This window comes from Streptomyces sp. Wb2n-11 (assembly GCF_001049855.1).
Classification (GTDB): domain Bacteria; phylum Actinomycetota; class Actinomycetes; order Streptomycetales; family Streptomycetaceae; genus Streptomyces; species Streptomyces altiplanensis.
Map to the genome: position 1 here is coordinate 3993634 of NZ_CVPB01000001.1, position 13996 is coordinate 4007629.

Annotated in this window: 6 protein-coding genes; all 6 read right to left on the reverse strand. The window is 71.7% G+C overall.

What is annotated here, in order from left to right:
- Positions 1-507 precede the first annotated feature (507 nt).
- The 6 genes from BN1555_RS18315 to BN1555_RS18340 all read right to left on the reverse strand — a co-directional run bounded on the left by BN1555_RS18315 (position 508) and on the right by BN1555_RS18340 (position 13958).
- Positions 508-927: an ester cyclase gene (locus BN1555_RS18315; RefSeq protein WP_093800384.1), complete on the reverse strand. Its 420-nt coding sequence runs from the start codon at positions 925-927 to the stop codon at positions 508-510.
- Positions 924-3407 carry a KR domain-containing protein gene (locus BN1555_RS18320; protein ID WP_141662864.1) on the reverse strand — a complete coding sequence of 828 codons (2484 nt, stop codon included), beginning with the start codon at positions 3405-3407 and terminating at the stop codon, positions 924-926. The genes BN1555_RS18315 and BN1555_RS18320 overlap by 4 nt, the downstream gene beginning before the upstream one ends.
- Positions 3400-9441 carry an SDR family oxidoreductase gene (locus BN1555_RS18325; RefSeq protein ID WP_093800386.1) on the reverse strand — a complete coding sequence of 2014 codons (6042 nt, stop codon included), beginning with the start codon at positions 9439-9441 and terminating at the stop codon, positions 3400-3402. Before BN1555_RS18325 ends, BN1555_RS18320 begins: the two co-directional genes overlap by 8 nt.
- Positions 9442-9494: 53 nt before the next feature.
- Positions 9495-10976, reverse strand: coding sequence for an acyltransferase domain-containing protein (locus BN1555_RS18330; RefSeq protein ID WP_093800387.1), 1482 nt, complete (start codon positions 10974-10976; stop codon positions 9495-9497).
- Between the two features lie 116 nt (positions 10977-11092).
- Complete coding sequence (locus BN1555_RS18335; RefSeq protein WP_093800388.1) at positions 11093-12442, reverse strand: NAD(P)/FAD-dependent oxidoreductase; 1350 nt, start codon at positions 12440-12442, stop codon at positions 11093-11095.
- A gap of 52 nt (positions 12443-12494) precedes the next feature.
- The gene (locus BN1555_RS18340) at positions 12495-13958 is read right to left on the reverse strand and encodes an MFS transporter (RefSeq protein WP_093800389.1); all 1464 of its coding nucleotides are present in this window, start codon (positions 13956-13958) and stop codon (positions 12495-12497) included.
- Between the last annotated feature and the right edge of the window lie 38 nt (positions 13959-13996).

The following is a 13996-nucleotide window of genomic DNA, read 5'->3' on the forward strand; positions in this document are numbered from 1 at the left end:
ATTTTCTGCGAGGGTGCCGTGGTGTCAATCGAGACGTGCGCAAGCAAGCATGAGGGGATGTGAAAAATGCGGCTCGCGCATTCGATGGGCAATTCACGCGCCATCGAATTGTTGCCGCAAAGCTCCGCAAGACCTCTTCTGGCATCAGCTCCGGAAACCGGCAGTCCGTGGCGGACGCGCCGGCGCCCGGGTTCACCCGCGTGTTCCACGAGAGGTACGCGCTCCCCGTGGAACGGCTGAACGACGTACGGCCGGGGCCGTGAGCCTGCGGTGGCGGCGGATGTCCAGGCTGTTTCCCGGAGCCGGATTCGAACCGCCGGAGACCGTCGTCTCCGGCGGGCGCTCGACCGGATCACCGCTTCCGGCAAACGCGGAGGCGCGTGCCGGGCCCGTCACGGACGCGTACGCGCGCTCCGTCCGGCAGGGCTGGCATCCCGGCCGGAGCCCACGTCCGTCCCGGGCCCCACGTCCGGCCCCGGCGCCGCGCGGCGCCGGGGCCGGACGCGTTCAGCCCAACGCCCCGAGCTGCTTGGCCAGTTCGAGCCCGTCCAGGGAGAACCAGCTCTCCACGATCAGCCCGTCCCGGAACTCGTCGATGACGATGCCGCTGACGGCGAACTCCCGGCCGATGGGCGGCACGCCCTCGTACGGCTCCCCGGTGTGGGTGCCCCGGGCGGTGAACCGGCTGACGACCTTGTCGCCCTCCAGGATCCAGTCGTCGACCGTCACGTGGAGGTCGGGGAAGGACGCGCGCTGGATCCGCACCCACTCCTTGAGGTGCTCCACGCCCTCCTTGCCGTTCGGGGCCGTGCCGTGGCTGACGTGGGAATCGGCGGCGCCCTCGTAGATCACATCGAGATTTCCCTTGTTGAGGCACTCCTCGTAATAGCGTTCCAGTACCGCTTTGTTCTCGGCAAGCGTCGTCATGACTGCATCGTCCTCTCTCCGATTGGCCCCGGAAGCCCTGAAACCGTCATCACGGGCTTCCCTGAGTCCATGTTTTTTACTTTCCAGACCCCGAGTGAGGGGTCCCCTTCGACAAGGGAATTCCCGTGCTCGTGGGAATGGAGTGCGATACGTCCGACGGTCAGCGGGTCGACCGCGACCGACAGTCCGTTCCCCTGTGTCGCACACGCCCTCAACACGTTTTCCAACGCGGATACCGAAAGCGCGGTGCGCGGCGCGTGGAGCGCCGCCCACAGGTCATTGGGCGCGCACGGTCGCACCTCGGCGATCCGGCGGCCGTCCGGCCCGTCGGACCAGGCGGCGGTCGGCACCACCGAGGACCGCCAGCGCAGCAGCGGCGGACCCGAGCGCCAGGTGGTCGTCCGGGTCACGTCGGGGCGGGGCGGGGCGGGCGAGCGCCCGTCCCCCGGCTCGTGGATCACGCGCACGCTCGCCTCCGGCCCGTCCGCGCCGTCCCCCGGCCGCCTGAAGCGCACCTCGGTCACCCAGGTGTCCCCCTCGTGGGCCCCGCGGACCTCCCGCTCCCACACGGTCGGGCCGGCGTCGAGCCGCAGCAGGTCCAGCGGTACGACCACCTCCTCCAGGCAGCTGACCCGCAGCGCCGGGTAGTCCTCCGGGACGATCCACTCCGCGCCCCGCACCGCGCTCTCCAGCAGGACGCTCACCGGGACCGCCTCGACGCCGTCCACCAGGAAATCCGTGAGGACCGGCGCCGTGTCGCGGTCGAACGTCACCCGCGACACCATCCGGACGTGCGGCTGGTACGTGGTCACCTCCCCCAGGTGGAAGATCCTCGGATAGGTGCCGGTGAACCCGGGCAGACCGGGCACGACCGGATAGTCGGTGGCCTGGCCGGGGCTCATCGCCCTGCCCAGCGGTCCCACGAAGGTGACTTCGCCGTCGGAGCCCGCCCGCAGCTCGTCCCGCCACCTGGCGAGGCCGTCGGTGATGTCGACGGCGGCCATGTAGCGCAGCGTCGCCGAGAAGTTGGAGATGAGCCCGATACGGTCCCAGGTCGGCCAGGCGAGCGTCATCACGGGGAAGTCCGCGTGGCGGCCCGCCCACCGCCCCAGGCGTGCCAGCCCCTCGTTGGCGGCGGCGTACTCGAGCTGGCCGACCATGCCGCCGAGCCGCCCGGTCAGGGAGCCCACGTTGCAGAAGAACTTGAGCCGGTGGTCCCGCAGTTCCTCGAAGAGGTGGACGAAACCCCCGATCTTGGTCCGGACGGTGCGCAGGATCTCCTCGTCCGTCTTCTTGGGCAGCCGCGCCGCGGTGTCCACTCCGGCGTTGTGCACGACGCCGGTCAGCGCGGCGCCTTCGCGGTCCAGCAGGGCGCGCACCTGCTCCCGGTCGGTGAAGTCGCACCGGGCGTAGTCGACGCGCAGCCCGCGGGCCCTGGCGTCGGTGATGTTGGTGGAGAGCTCCCACAGGCGGCGGGTGCGGGCGATGTCCCGGCGGATCCCGACGGGGGACCGCCCCTGACGGCGATCGGCCCACAACCGCGCCTCCAGCTCCTTGAGCCGGCCCTCGTCCGCGCCGAACCACGGCTCGTCCCCCGTGGGGAAGTCCTCCCGGCCGGTCACCACGACGCGCATGCCGTAGGTGTCCGCGAGGGAGCGGGCCAGTTCCCAGCCGATGCCCCGGCCACCGCCCGAGATCAGTACGCAGTCCTCGGCGCCGAGGGCGACGGCCGGCGCCCCGGCGGGGCGCGTGACCGGGGTGAGGGTCAGGCGCTGCCCGTCGCGGTAACCGATCTCCAGCGCGCCGGGCCGGCCCAGCTCGGCGGCGACGATCCCCGGCAGGTCGCGGACCGACGCGAGGCCGATGTCGACGACGCGCGCGTTGCAGTTGGGCAGTTCACGGTGCAGCGTCTTCGCCAGCCCCGCCCAGATGCCGCCCAGCGGCTGGGCCAGGTCGTCCCGCGGGTGCTGGCCCATCCCGCCGCCCAGGTAGGTGACGGCCAGGTAGAACAGCCGCCGCGCCGAGGTCTCCGACGCCCAGTCCTCGTAGTGCTCGCGCAGTGCCGCGACGGTCTCCAGCAGCGGCCCGCACCAGGCGTCCGCCGGGCCGTCGGCGCCGGACGCGGGGGCACGGCCCAGGGTGAGGTCGACGATCGCGTCCACGGCGCCGCCGTCCGGTGCCGGGGCGGGTGCCCCTGCACCGGGTGCGTACCGGCGTACCCGCGCTCCGCGGGCGGTCAGTTCACGCTCCACGGCGGCGGCGCTCTCCCGGTCGCCCCCGAGGAGGAGGACCCGCATCCCCACCAGCCGGGAAGGGTCCCCGGCGCTCGCCGGCAGGGTGGTGAGCTCCCATTCCATGCGGCTCACCGCCTGGACCGGAGCGTTGTCGTCCGCGCCCCGGGCGCCGGCGTCGGCGGGTACCGGCACCGGCGGCCTTTCCCGTACGGAAACCACGGTCCGTACACCTCCCTCGTCAGTCACGTTCGGCGTCGATGGCGACGGCGTCGCCGGTCCGGGCGTCGACGTAACCGATCAGGGTCGCCCGCATGTCCTTCATCTGCAGGAGCATCCGGCCGTCGGGGCGGGCGGCGACGAACCGGTTGTCGACCGGGACGGCGGCCAGGTCGAAGCCGGGGGGCGTCGCGTACAGGTCGATCCGGTCCGCGGCCCCGGCCAGGGACAGGTCACTGGTCTCCTCGTAGAGGTCGATGCGACGGATGGACAGCGGGGCGGCGACGGGTACGAGGTGGCCGTCGACCAGGTCCAGTACGCCGACCCTGGCCAGCCCGTCCAGCAGCACGCAGGGGACGGTGAAGCGTTCCCATGTCGGGTCGTCCGCCGGAAGCGAGGGGGCGTAGCGCGCCCGCTTGCCGTTGGGGTGGATGCGGGTGTCGGTGGTGGACACGAACGGGCCGGTGAGCCGCACCGGCGAGCCGGGCAGGTGGTAGGGGTCGGGGACCGGGGTGTCGTCCGCGGTGTCCCAGGGCTCCCACCGGGGAGCCGCCGGGAAGGCGTCCGCGAGCAGCACGCGGGCCGTGAAGTGCACACGGTCCTCGACGAGTACGACGCCGGCCGGTGACACCACGTCCTCGGTGATCCGGACCTCGACGACGGTCGTGTCGCCCGGTGTTCCGACGACCTTCGCGTAGATCCGCCTGGGCGTCGGGGGCAGGTCGCGGTAGACCCGCAGGAAGTGCTCGAACCGCAGGTCCTCGAAGGCGACGACGTGCCGGTCCGTCACCAGGTGCCGCGCGGCCTCGGCTGCCAGCTCGGTGACGAACGTGCCGGGCAGCGTCGGTTCACCGCGCACGGTGTGGTGCTCCAGGTAGCCGTCGGTCTCCAGGTCGAAGCGGCACTCGAACACCGCGGAGGTGCCGTCCGACCCGACCGTCCGGCGCAGGAAGAAACCGGGCGCGGGGGCGGGATCCGGCGCGTCGGTGCCGGTGTCCGCCGCCGTCAGGTAGCCGGGGTAGAAGTGCTCCACCGTGGCGCGCTCGGCATCTCCCAGGTGCACGAGGGAGGGCCGGCGGACCGGCGCGTGCAGTTCCTGCACGAAGTGGTGCACGCCCTCGGCCACCGGCATGCTGCTGTAGGAACCGGCCCGCTCGTAGTACGCCTTGGTCAGTTCGTCGGCCCCCATGCCGACGCCGGCCCACAGCGTCCAGCCGATGGTGAATTCGCGGGGGTCGTCCGAGGTGGCCGCCGCGTAGGTGGCCGCACTGCCCAGGAAGTCGTTGGCCGAGGCGTAGTCGGACTCGCCGAGCTGTCCGAAGTAGCCCAGCAGCGAACCGAAGTTGCACCACAGCCGGGGAGGGGTGTCGCGCAGCGCGTACTTGAGGTTGAGGTAGGAGTCGACCTTGAGGTCGCGGATGGAGGTGAACTCGGCGAAGTCCTTGTCCTTGATGAGCGCCGACCGCTGGAGCCCGGCCGCGTTGACGAGCAGGTCGATCCGCCCCTGCTCGTGGAGCACCCGGCCGATGGACTTCTCCACCTGGGCGCTGTCCCGCATGTCGCACGGCAGGTACGTGACCCGGCCGGCACCGCAGTGCTCCTCCATCGCGTCGAGGTTCCGCCGGGCAGCGCGGGCGTTGAGCATCCGGTCGAAGGACTTGTTGATGTCCGCGACGGTCCGCTTCCCGCGCTTGGCGAGTTCGGACGAGATGTACGCCGCCCGGCCCGCCGCGAACTCCTCGTCGCTCCCGGCGAAGGCCGAGGCGGGGTAGGTGTCGAGCGCGTTGCTGCCGAACACGTAGACGCGGGGGGCGAAGTGCTCCGCGACCGCCTTGAGGACCTCGGCGGTGATGCCCCGGGCGCCTCCGGCGACCACGACCACGGAGTCCCGGTCCAGCGCCGCGGGCGTCGAGGCGTCCAGGACGTTCGGTTCCTCCCGCAGCCGGTGGACCCGGCGTACGCCGTCGGCGTCGACGACCACGGGGAAGTCCCGGTGGGCCCGGCTCTCCTCCTCCGCGAGCCGGACCGCGGCGGCCGGGTCGGTGCCGGAGGTGAGCAGCGCGAAGCTGGTGCTGTCCGGGAGTTCCCTGCCCGCGCTCTTGAGCAGGCCGGTGAACAGGCCGGAGAAGGGGTGCGGGGTGCCGCCGGGCACCGCGTCGAGGAAGAGCATGAGGAGGGACGACCCGGCGGTGGACAGGCCGTCGTAGGCGTGCTGGACGGCCAGGTAGGCGGCGTCGTGCAGGGCGCGCAGGGGCGCGGATCCCTCGGCGAGGGCCCGGGACGGGGGCGCCGTACGGCCCAGGTCGCCCAGTACCCGCAGGTGGGTGACCGGCCGGCGGCCGCACGCCAGGACCTCGGCGACCGTGTCCGGGGTGATGTCCGGCAGGTGGTGCCAGCCGGGGCGGGAGGTGTCCAGCGGTGTGGTGGACAGGACGGTCAGCGCGGCCTCGGGGCCCGCCGCACGGGCGAGCAGCGCGGGGGCGTCGGTGACGACGACGGCACCGTCCGGCAGGAACGGTACGGGCTCCCGTACGCGCCGCGGCGGCGTGTCCCGGAGCACCGGGACCTGGCGGCGTACCCGCAAGGGGTCCTGTGCGCCGGTGCGGGTCGTGGACAGGAAGCCCCCGGGAACCGTGCCGGCGACGGCGGGCCGGCCGGTCCCGCTCTTCGCCGGGGCGGGTCCGGCGGGGTCCGGGACGGTCAGCAGGAGCCTGGTCCCGGAGCCCTCCCCGCTGTCGTCGCAGGCGACCTCGACCGTGCCCGCGGGGCCGTGCAGGGCCTTGAGGACGGCCAGCCCTCCTGCCGCGCCCAGGTAACGGGCGTGCTCGGGCGCCGTGCACCGTACGGATTCCCGCTCGGGTACGGCGCCGGCCTGTGCGGCCGCGCTGTCGAGCGCTTCGTCGACGTACGCGAGGACCGGCAGGCCCGCGCTCTTCGCCCGCTCCTCGGTGGTCAGGGCGAACAGGAAGGCGCCCTCGGCCAGGTGCTGTTCGCGCTCCGGGAGCAGCTCGCCGATCAGGGCGCGGTACTCCGGGAGGCTGTTGCCGTTGATGCCGCCGGCGAGGGCGAAGTCCAGTTCGCCGGTGCGCAGGTAGCGGCCGGCCGAGGTGATCGACGACAGCGCGGAGGCGAAGCCGGAGTCCATCGTCATGTTCGGGCCGTTGAGGTCGAAGTAGTTCGACACCCGCGCGGAGATGATGTTGGGCATCTGGCCGGGGAACGCGTCCTCGTTGGACGCCGGGATCATCCCCCGGACCCGCTCGCGCAGCCGGTCGAGGACCTGCGCCGCCGCGGGGGACCCGGCCAGCGGCGAATCGGCGAGCGCCCGGCCGACGTCGTCGAGGTAGCACCGGTTCGCGTACAGCATCGCGGCCCGGGTCGGGCCCATGTGGCCGACGAAGACACCGGTCTTGCGGGCCTGCTCGTCCCAGAACTCGGGCAGGCGGTCCCGGAGCTGGTGCGCGCACTGCAGGATCATCAGCTGGCACCGGTCCAGGGCCCTGATCGTCTTGGGCGGCAGCCGGACCTCGCTGAACGGCGGCGACGGGTAGTCGGCGCCGAAGCTGTCGAGCGGCTGCTTCCCGCCGGCCAGCCAGCGCGACACCTCTTCGTGTCCCGTCAGGCCGGGCAGGTGGGTCGACCAGCCGACGACGGCCACCCGGCTGTCGGTGTCCGGCTTCCGGGTGGCGGGGATGGTCCCCGCCGGGGCCGTTCCCGCCGGGGTCTTCGCTGCCGACGCCTCGGTGCGGGGCCGGTTCTCGGAGACGATGAGGTGGGCGTTGGTGCCGCCGAAGCCGAACCCGGAGACGGCCGCGAGCCGGGGACGGCCGCTGTGCCGGGGCCACGGCGCCGCCTCGGCGGAGATCTCCAGTTCGGTTTCGGCGAGGCGGAAGTCCTCGCGGGGGTTGGTGAAGCGGTACTGACCGGGAACGGTCTGCTGCTCCAGCCCCATCAGGTTCTCGATGAGCGAGACGACTCCCGCGGCCCAGCCGGTGTGGCCGATCAGGGACTTGTTGGAGGTGACGGCGGTCGGACGCGTCGTGCCGAAGTGCTCGCGCAAGGTGGTGAACTCCGCGAGGTCACCGGCGGGCGTTCCGGTCGCGTGCGCGTTGATCCAGTCCACGTCGGCGCCGTCGACGGCGCCGTTCTCCAGCGCACGCCGCACCGCCAGGCTCTGGCCGGCCGAGTTCGGGGCGTAGATCGCCTTGCCCTTGCCGTCGGAGGAGGAGCCGAACGCCCGCAGTACGCCGAGCACGCGGTCGCCGTCCTCCTGGGCCTTGCTCAGCCGCTTGAGGACGACCAGGGCCGCGCCGTCGGCGAAGATCACACCGTCGGCGGCCTCGTCCAGGGCGTGCACCTTGCCGCTCTTGGACAGCCCCTGGAGCTTGGAGAAGAGCACGGTGCCGCGCGGGGCCAGAGCGAAGGCCCCACCGCAGACGGCGATGTCCTGTTTGCCCATCAGCAGGCCCTTGGCGGCGATGTCGATGGCGTAGAGCGACGAGGAGCACGCGGTGTCGACCATGTGGAGTTCGGTGGACGACGGCAGGATGCCCTCCATGGCCAGCTCGCCGACCCGGTGCGGCAGGAAGCGCGACGGGTTCTGCTCTCCGCGCCAGTACCGGCGGGTGAGCGACTCGTCGATACCCTCACGCAGCGCGGCCCGCTCCCCGTCGGACACCGCCAGGTCGTCGACGATGCCGTGGGCCGTCCGGGTCATGCTGGCGAGGACGCCGGCCTCCTCCAGGTGCTGGCTGCCGTCCGGGGTGTAGCCGACCACGAAGGAGCAGCTGTCGCTGTCGCTGTAGTGGACTCCGTCGAGCGCCTGGACCAGGCTGTGGCGCAGCCACTTGGTGGTCAGCTCCTGCTCTTCGGAGCTCCCCTCCATCCCGTCCAGGGCGCCCGGGACGGGTGTGAAGTCGGTGATGAACACACAGTGGTCGGCGTACGCCTTGTCCTCGGCCGCCGTGTCCACCGCGTGGAAACTCTCGTGCCGCCAGCGGTCCTGGGGGACCTTGACGAACAGTTCGTCGCCCGTCATGCGGAGCTTCCAGAACTCCTCCGGGCTGTTCGCCCCCGCGACGGCCAGCCCCATGCCCACGACGGCGATCGAGTCGTCACCGAACTCCGCCACGGGCCCGGGCTCGGGATCGGGCTCCGCCCCGGGCTCAAGCTCAAGCTCAAGCTCGGGCTCGGACCGCCGTCCGGCGGGGGCCTCTTCGGTGTGCTCTTCGAGGACCTCTTCGGTGTCCTTCCCCATGACCGGCTCCGCGTCACGCCCCTCTGTCGCGGGAGGTGAGAGCAGGGCCGCGCCGAGCGTGAGCCCGCCGTCGGCGAGGACGACCTGACCGGTGATCCAGCGCGCGTCGTCGGAGGCGAGGAAGGCCACGACGGTGGCGAACTCCTCCGGTGTGCCGAGCCGCCCCCAGGGTGTGGCCCGCGCGATGACGTCCTGCATCTCCGCTGCCCGGGGGAACTTGTCCGCCACCTCACTGCTGAGCATGGCCGCGGACGCCGTGTTGACCCGGATGCCCAGCGGGGCCAGCTCCACGGCGAGGTACCGTGACGCGGCCTCGGCCGCGGCCTTCGCCGGAGCGCAGGCCAGGTAGTTCGCCATCACCATCTGCGAGCCGCCGAGCGCGGAGACGGTGACGACCGATCCACCACCGCCCCTGGCCATCAGCGGCGCGGCGGCGCGCGCACAGCGCAGCCCGCCCTTGTAGTTGGTTTCGAGCGCCTTGTCGAGGTGGTCGTCGGTGATCTCCTCCAACGGCAGCAGCGCGCCGTCCGCCGCGTTGTTGACGAGGATGTCGAGCCGGCCGTGCAGCCGGTCGATCTCCGCGAACATCCGGTCGACCTGTTCCTGCCGCGCCACCGAGGCGCGGACGAGGTCGACGCGGAAGCCTTCCGCGACCAGTTCGTCGCGCGTCCGCTTGGCCTGGTCGTGCGAGTGGAAATAGTTGAGGACGATGGAGGCGCCGCGCGCGGCGAGTTCCCGCGCGACGGCTTTCCCCACCCCCTTCGAACCGCCGGTGACCAGGGCCACCTTGCCGGTGAGGTCTGTCATGGAACACGTGCCCTTCTGGGACGGGAGAACGAGCGGGAGCGGTCCGGGCCTCGTCAGCCGGTGGTGACGGGCTTCTGGCCGGCCAGCTCCGCGAGCACGAATTCGACGACCTTGCCCATCGTGTTGTAGTTGTCGATGCGGAAGCCCGACTGCCGCGTCGGCAGGCCGTAGCGCTTGGAGACGCGGGAGAGCAGCTCGACCTGCTTGACCGAGTCGACGCCGAGTTCGGCCTCCAGCTGCACCTCGTCCTCGAAGACCTCCTCGGGGTACTCCAGGGCCTCGGCGTACAGGGCCCGCAGCTCGGCGGCGACCTCCGCGCGGGTCGGAACTCCCGCGGGGGCGCCGGTCTCCTCGGCCGCGGCCGAGGGCTCCTCGGGCACCGCGGCGGCCTCCTGCGCCCGCTGGTAGGCGACGAGGTCGCCGGTGACGCGCCGGACGACCTCGTCGCCGTGCTCGTTCCAGTACGCCTCGAAGACGTCGACGGGCACCGACGGAGCCAGCAGCCCGGCGAGTCCCGGGGTCCGGCCGGCGTCGGCCAGGCCCGCGTCCGACAGGGCCCGCACGGTGGCCTCGAGAGCCAGCCCTCCGTCTCCGTCGACCGCCAGCGAGGCCAGGACCCGTACGTCCGATCCCTTGGTCAGACGGGTGACCAGCTTGGACAGCGCGGCCCGGCCGCCCGCCTCCACGAACGTGGTGACACCGGCCTCCCGCAGGTGGCGCACGGCGGCGGCGAACCGGACCGGGGTGACGAAGTGCTCGGCCAGGCGGTCGGCCAGGGCGTCGTCGGGCTCGTAGTAGCGCTGAAGGATCGGCGAGTACACCAGGTTCCGCAGCGGGTACTGGTCCAGCTTGCCCACATAGGCGGCGAAGTCGGGGACCGCGGGAGCCAGGGCCGGGGTGTGGAAGGGGAAGGGCGCGTCGATCTCGATGGCGCCGATGCCCAGTTGTCCGGCGATCGCCACCACCCGGTCCAGGACCTCGCCCGGACCGCTCACCACGGTCTGCTCGTCGTGGTTCTCGGTGGCGACGGCCAGCATCGGGTCGTCCAGCAGTTCCAGGAGCCGGCGGGCCCGGTCGGCGTTCGCCGACAGGGCCACCATGCGGCCCTCGATGCCGTCCTGCCGCTGGATCACCGCCACGCGCTGGGCGACGATGCGTACGCCGTCCTCGACCGAGAAGGCACCGGCGGCCACCAGGGCGGTGATCTCACCGAGGCTGTGGCCGACGAGGACGTCCGGCCGCGCTCCCCGGGCCGTCAGCACCTCGCAGGCGGCCAGGCCCGCGCCGTAGATCGCCACCTGCGAAACCCACGGGTCGCCGTCGAGGAGCTCGCGCAGATCCGTCTTCTCCGGGCCGAAGAGCATGTCGGTTATTCGGCGCGAGAACAGGTTCAGGGTCTCCGTGTCGATTCGCTCGAAGACGCGCCGGACCTGCGGGTACTTGTCCTTCGCCATGCGGAGGGCTTCGCCGTCGAAACCCCCTTGACCGGGGAAGAGGAAGGTGGTGCGCAGGTCCCTGGAAGTGTGGTCGGACATGGTGGTGCCTCCATGGTGGTGCCGGTGACGGGATGTGCGGGAATCACGAATTCGGTGATCGGGGATCGGTGATCTGTGACCGGTAAGCGGTGAGCGGGAATTCGGGAACTGCGGGCTCAGGTCAGGTACTGGCCCATGGGCCCGAGGTTCTCGGCGATCAGCCGGTCGCCGAAACGGGTGGCCGCGGGAATGTGCCGGGGGGCTCCGCGTACGAGCCAGCGCACCATCCGCAATTTCCAGCTCGGCCCGCTGCCCGGCTCCAGATGGTCGAGCAGGGCGTGGATGTTGGCCGCCGAGTAGAACTCCGAGGGGCTGACCATGGTGGCGAACATTCCGACCATCTCACGGCCGTGGGTGGGACTGCGGCTCATCGCGCGAATGAATTCGATTTCCTCGCGCGTGTGGTTCGCGATCGTCGCGTGGTCGAGGGTGTAGCGGTAGTGGCCGGTGACCAGGTCGTCACGCTCCCGGCCGAAGCGGGCGAGCGCCGCGGGCAGCGGCTCGCTCCCGGAAAGGCCCGCGTCGAGGGCCTGCGCGAGGAGTTCGGCCCCGCGCAGCGCGTCGGTGATGCCCGCGGCGGTGATCGGGTCCCGGGTGTATCCGGCGTCCCCGACCAGGGCCCAGCCGGGACCGTGGGAGCGGCGCAGGAAGTTGGGCACCGCCCCCGTCATCCACCGGTCGACGCGGCTGGTCCGGCGCAGCAGTTCGGCCCGCTGCGGGTCCACTTCCTCGAACGCGGAGATGACCGTACGGTCCCGTTCCTCCTCGCTCGCCGCCTTGAAGTCGCCGACCGGCAGCGCCACTCCGACGATGGTCAGACCGTCGTGGGTCGGCCAGGTGAAGGCGTGCTTGCCGGCGTGGCGGTAGGTGCGTACCCGCCCGTCGTGCGGCAGCCCCTCCCAGTAGGACCAGTGGCTCTTGTTGAGGACCGGGTGGGCGTCGTACTTCTCGGCGCCGACCAGGCGGGCGAGCGTGGAGTTGGAGCCGTCCGCCCCCACCACGACGCGGGCGCGCTCGACCACCGGGGTACGGTCCCCCGTCTCCCCCCGCACGCCGGTCACGGTGCCGTCGTCGTCCGTGACGAGCCCGCGGAGCGAGACACCCGCGCGCAGTTCCGCCCCGGCCTTGACCGCGGCGTCCAGCAGGATCCGGTCCAGCTTGCCGCGGTCCGGCGAGTACGCCTCGCCCACCCCGTCGACGGTCGGCAGACGGGCCATCAGTTCCACCTGGCCGCTGCGCAGACCGTACTCGTGAATGGGCGGACAGCCGGTGGCCGTCAGCTCGTCGAGCAGTCCCCAGCGTTTCAGCCGGAGAATGCCCGGCGGATGGACCAGATTGGTCGCCGCCGCTTTTCCGCCCGGGAGCACGGCCCGGTCGAGCAACAGCACTTCGTAACCCGCTTTTGACAGCAGCAGCGCTGTGGAGGCTCCGCTGACCCGTGCACCCACAACAACAACGTCGTACATCTCGACTCCCGGGCCAATCGACTGGTGGGCGGATTCGTGACGTCCGGTGGACCTACCGGTGCGAGGGCTCCAGCCGGCCGGCGTCCGGGGACTCTTCGGCGTCCGGGCTCCCGCTTTCCTGCCATGCGTCCTGCTTCTCCTTGGAGCGGCGGGGGGCCGCGAGAATGGAGAGGCAGCCGAGGGCCGCGATTCCGGCGCCGATCCACGAGGCGGGAACCAGGCCGTCCACGAATTCCTGCGGGGAGCCGTATCCGCCCTGTGCGGTGAACACCGAGGTCAGTACCGCGACCCCGAGTACGCCGCCGAGTTCGCGGAAGGTGTTGTTGGCTCCGGAGGCGACTCCCTGGTCGCGCCGGGAGACGATGTTCATGGCCATCTCGGCGACGGGTGCGAAGAACAGCCCGAGTCCGATGCCGCCGAGCACCAGGCCGGGGACCTGGTCCGCGTAGTCGGTGTGCACGCGGGTCACCGAGGCGAGCCAGCCGAGGCCGACGGCTTCGAACAGCAGCCCCACGGCCACCACCAGCCGGTTGCCGAACCGTGCGGTCAGCAGGGCTGCGAGCGGAGCGACCAGGACGGGCATCGCGGTCCACGGCAGCATCCGCACACCCGCCTCCAGCGGCGAGAACCCCTGGATGTTCTGCATGAACTGGGTCAGCAGGAAGACCAGTCCGAACATGGCGGCGAACATCAGCAGGCTGGCGGCGTTGACCGCGCTGAACGAGCGGTTGCGGAACAGCCGCATCGGCAGCATCGGGTGGGGGGCGCGCACCTCCCAGGCGACGAAGGCCACGAGGAGCACCACCCCGCCGGTCAGGTAGGCCAGCACCTCGCCGCCGGCCCAGCCGTGCTCGGTGGTCCGTACGAGGGCGTAGACCACGCCGAACATGCCGACACTCACCAGGACGGTGCCGACCGGGTCGAGCGGGCTTTCGGGGAGCCTGCTCTCGGCCAGCTTCCACAGGCTCAGCGCCAGCACCACGACACCGATCGGCACGTTCACCCAGAAGATCCACTCCCAGGAGATCTCCTCGACGACGGCGCCGCCGATCAGCGGGCCGAGCGCGACCGCGAGACCGCTCAGCGCGCCCCAGATGCCGAGGGCGAGGCCGCGCCGGCGGGCCGGGACCGCGACGGTCAGCAGCGTCAGGGTCAGCGGCATGACGATGGCCGCGCCGAAGCCCTGCACCGCGCGGGCGATGATCAGCTGCTCCGAGGTGTCGGCCATCGCGCACGCCGCGGACGCGGCGGTGAACACCACGAGCCCCACCACGAACATCCGGCGGCGGCCGAAGCGGTCACCGGCCGCCGCACCGGCCATGAGGAAGACCGCGAAGGCCAGGGTGTAGGCGTTCACCGTCCATTCCAGGTCCTGCAGGCTCGTGTCGAGGGACTCCTGGATCGCGGGCAGGGCCGTGATGACGACGAGGTTGTCCAACGCCGCCATGAAGACCGCGAGGCCGGTCACGAGGAGCGTCCATACGGAATGTCCGCGTGAACTGGACCTGCTTGACATGAAGAATCCTCCGTGGTGGTGGGTGGTACGGGTGCGCC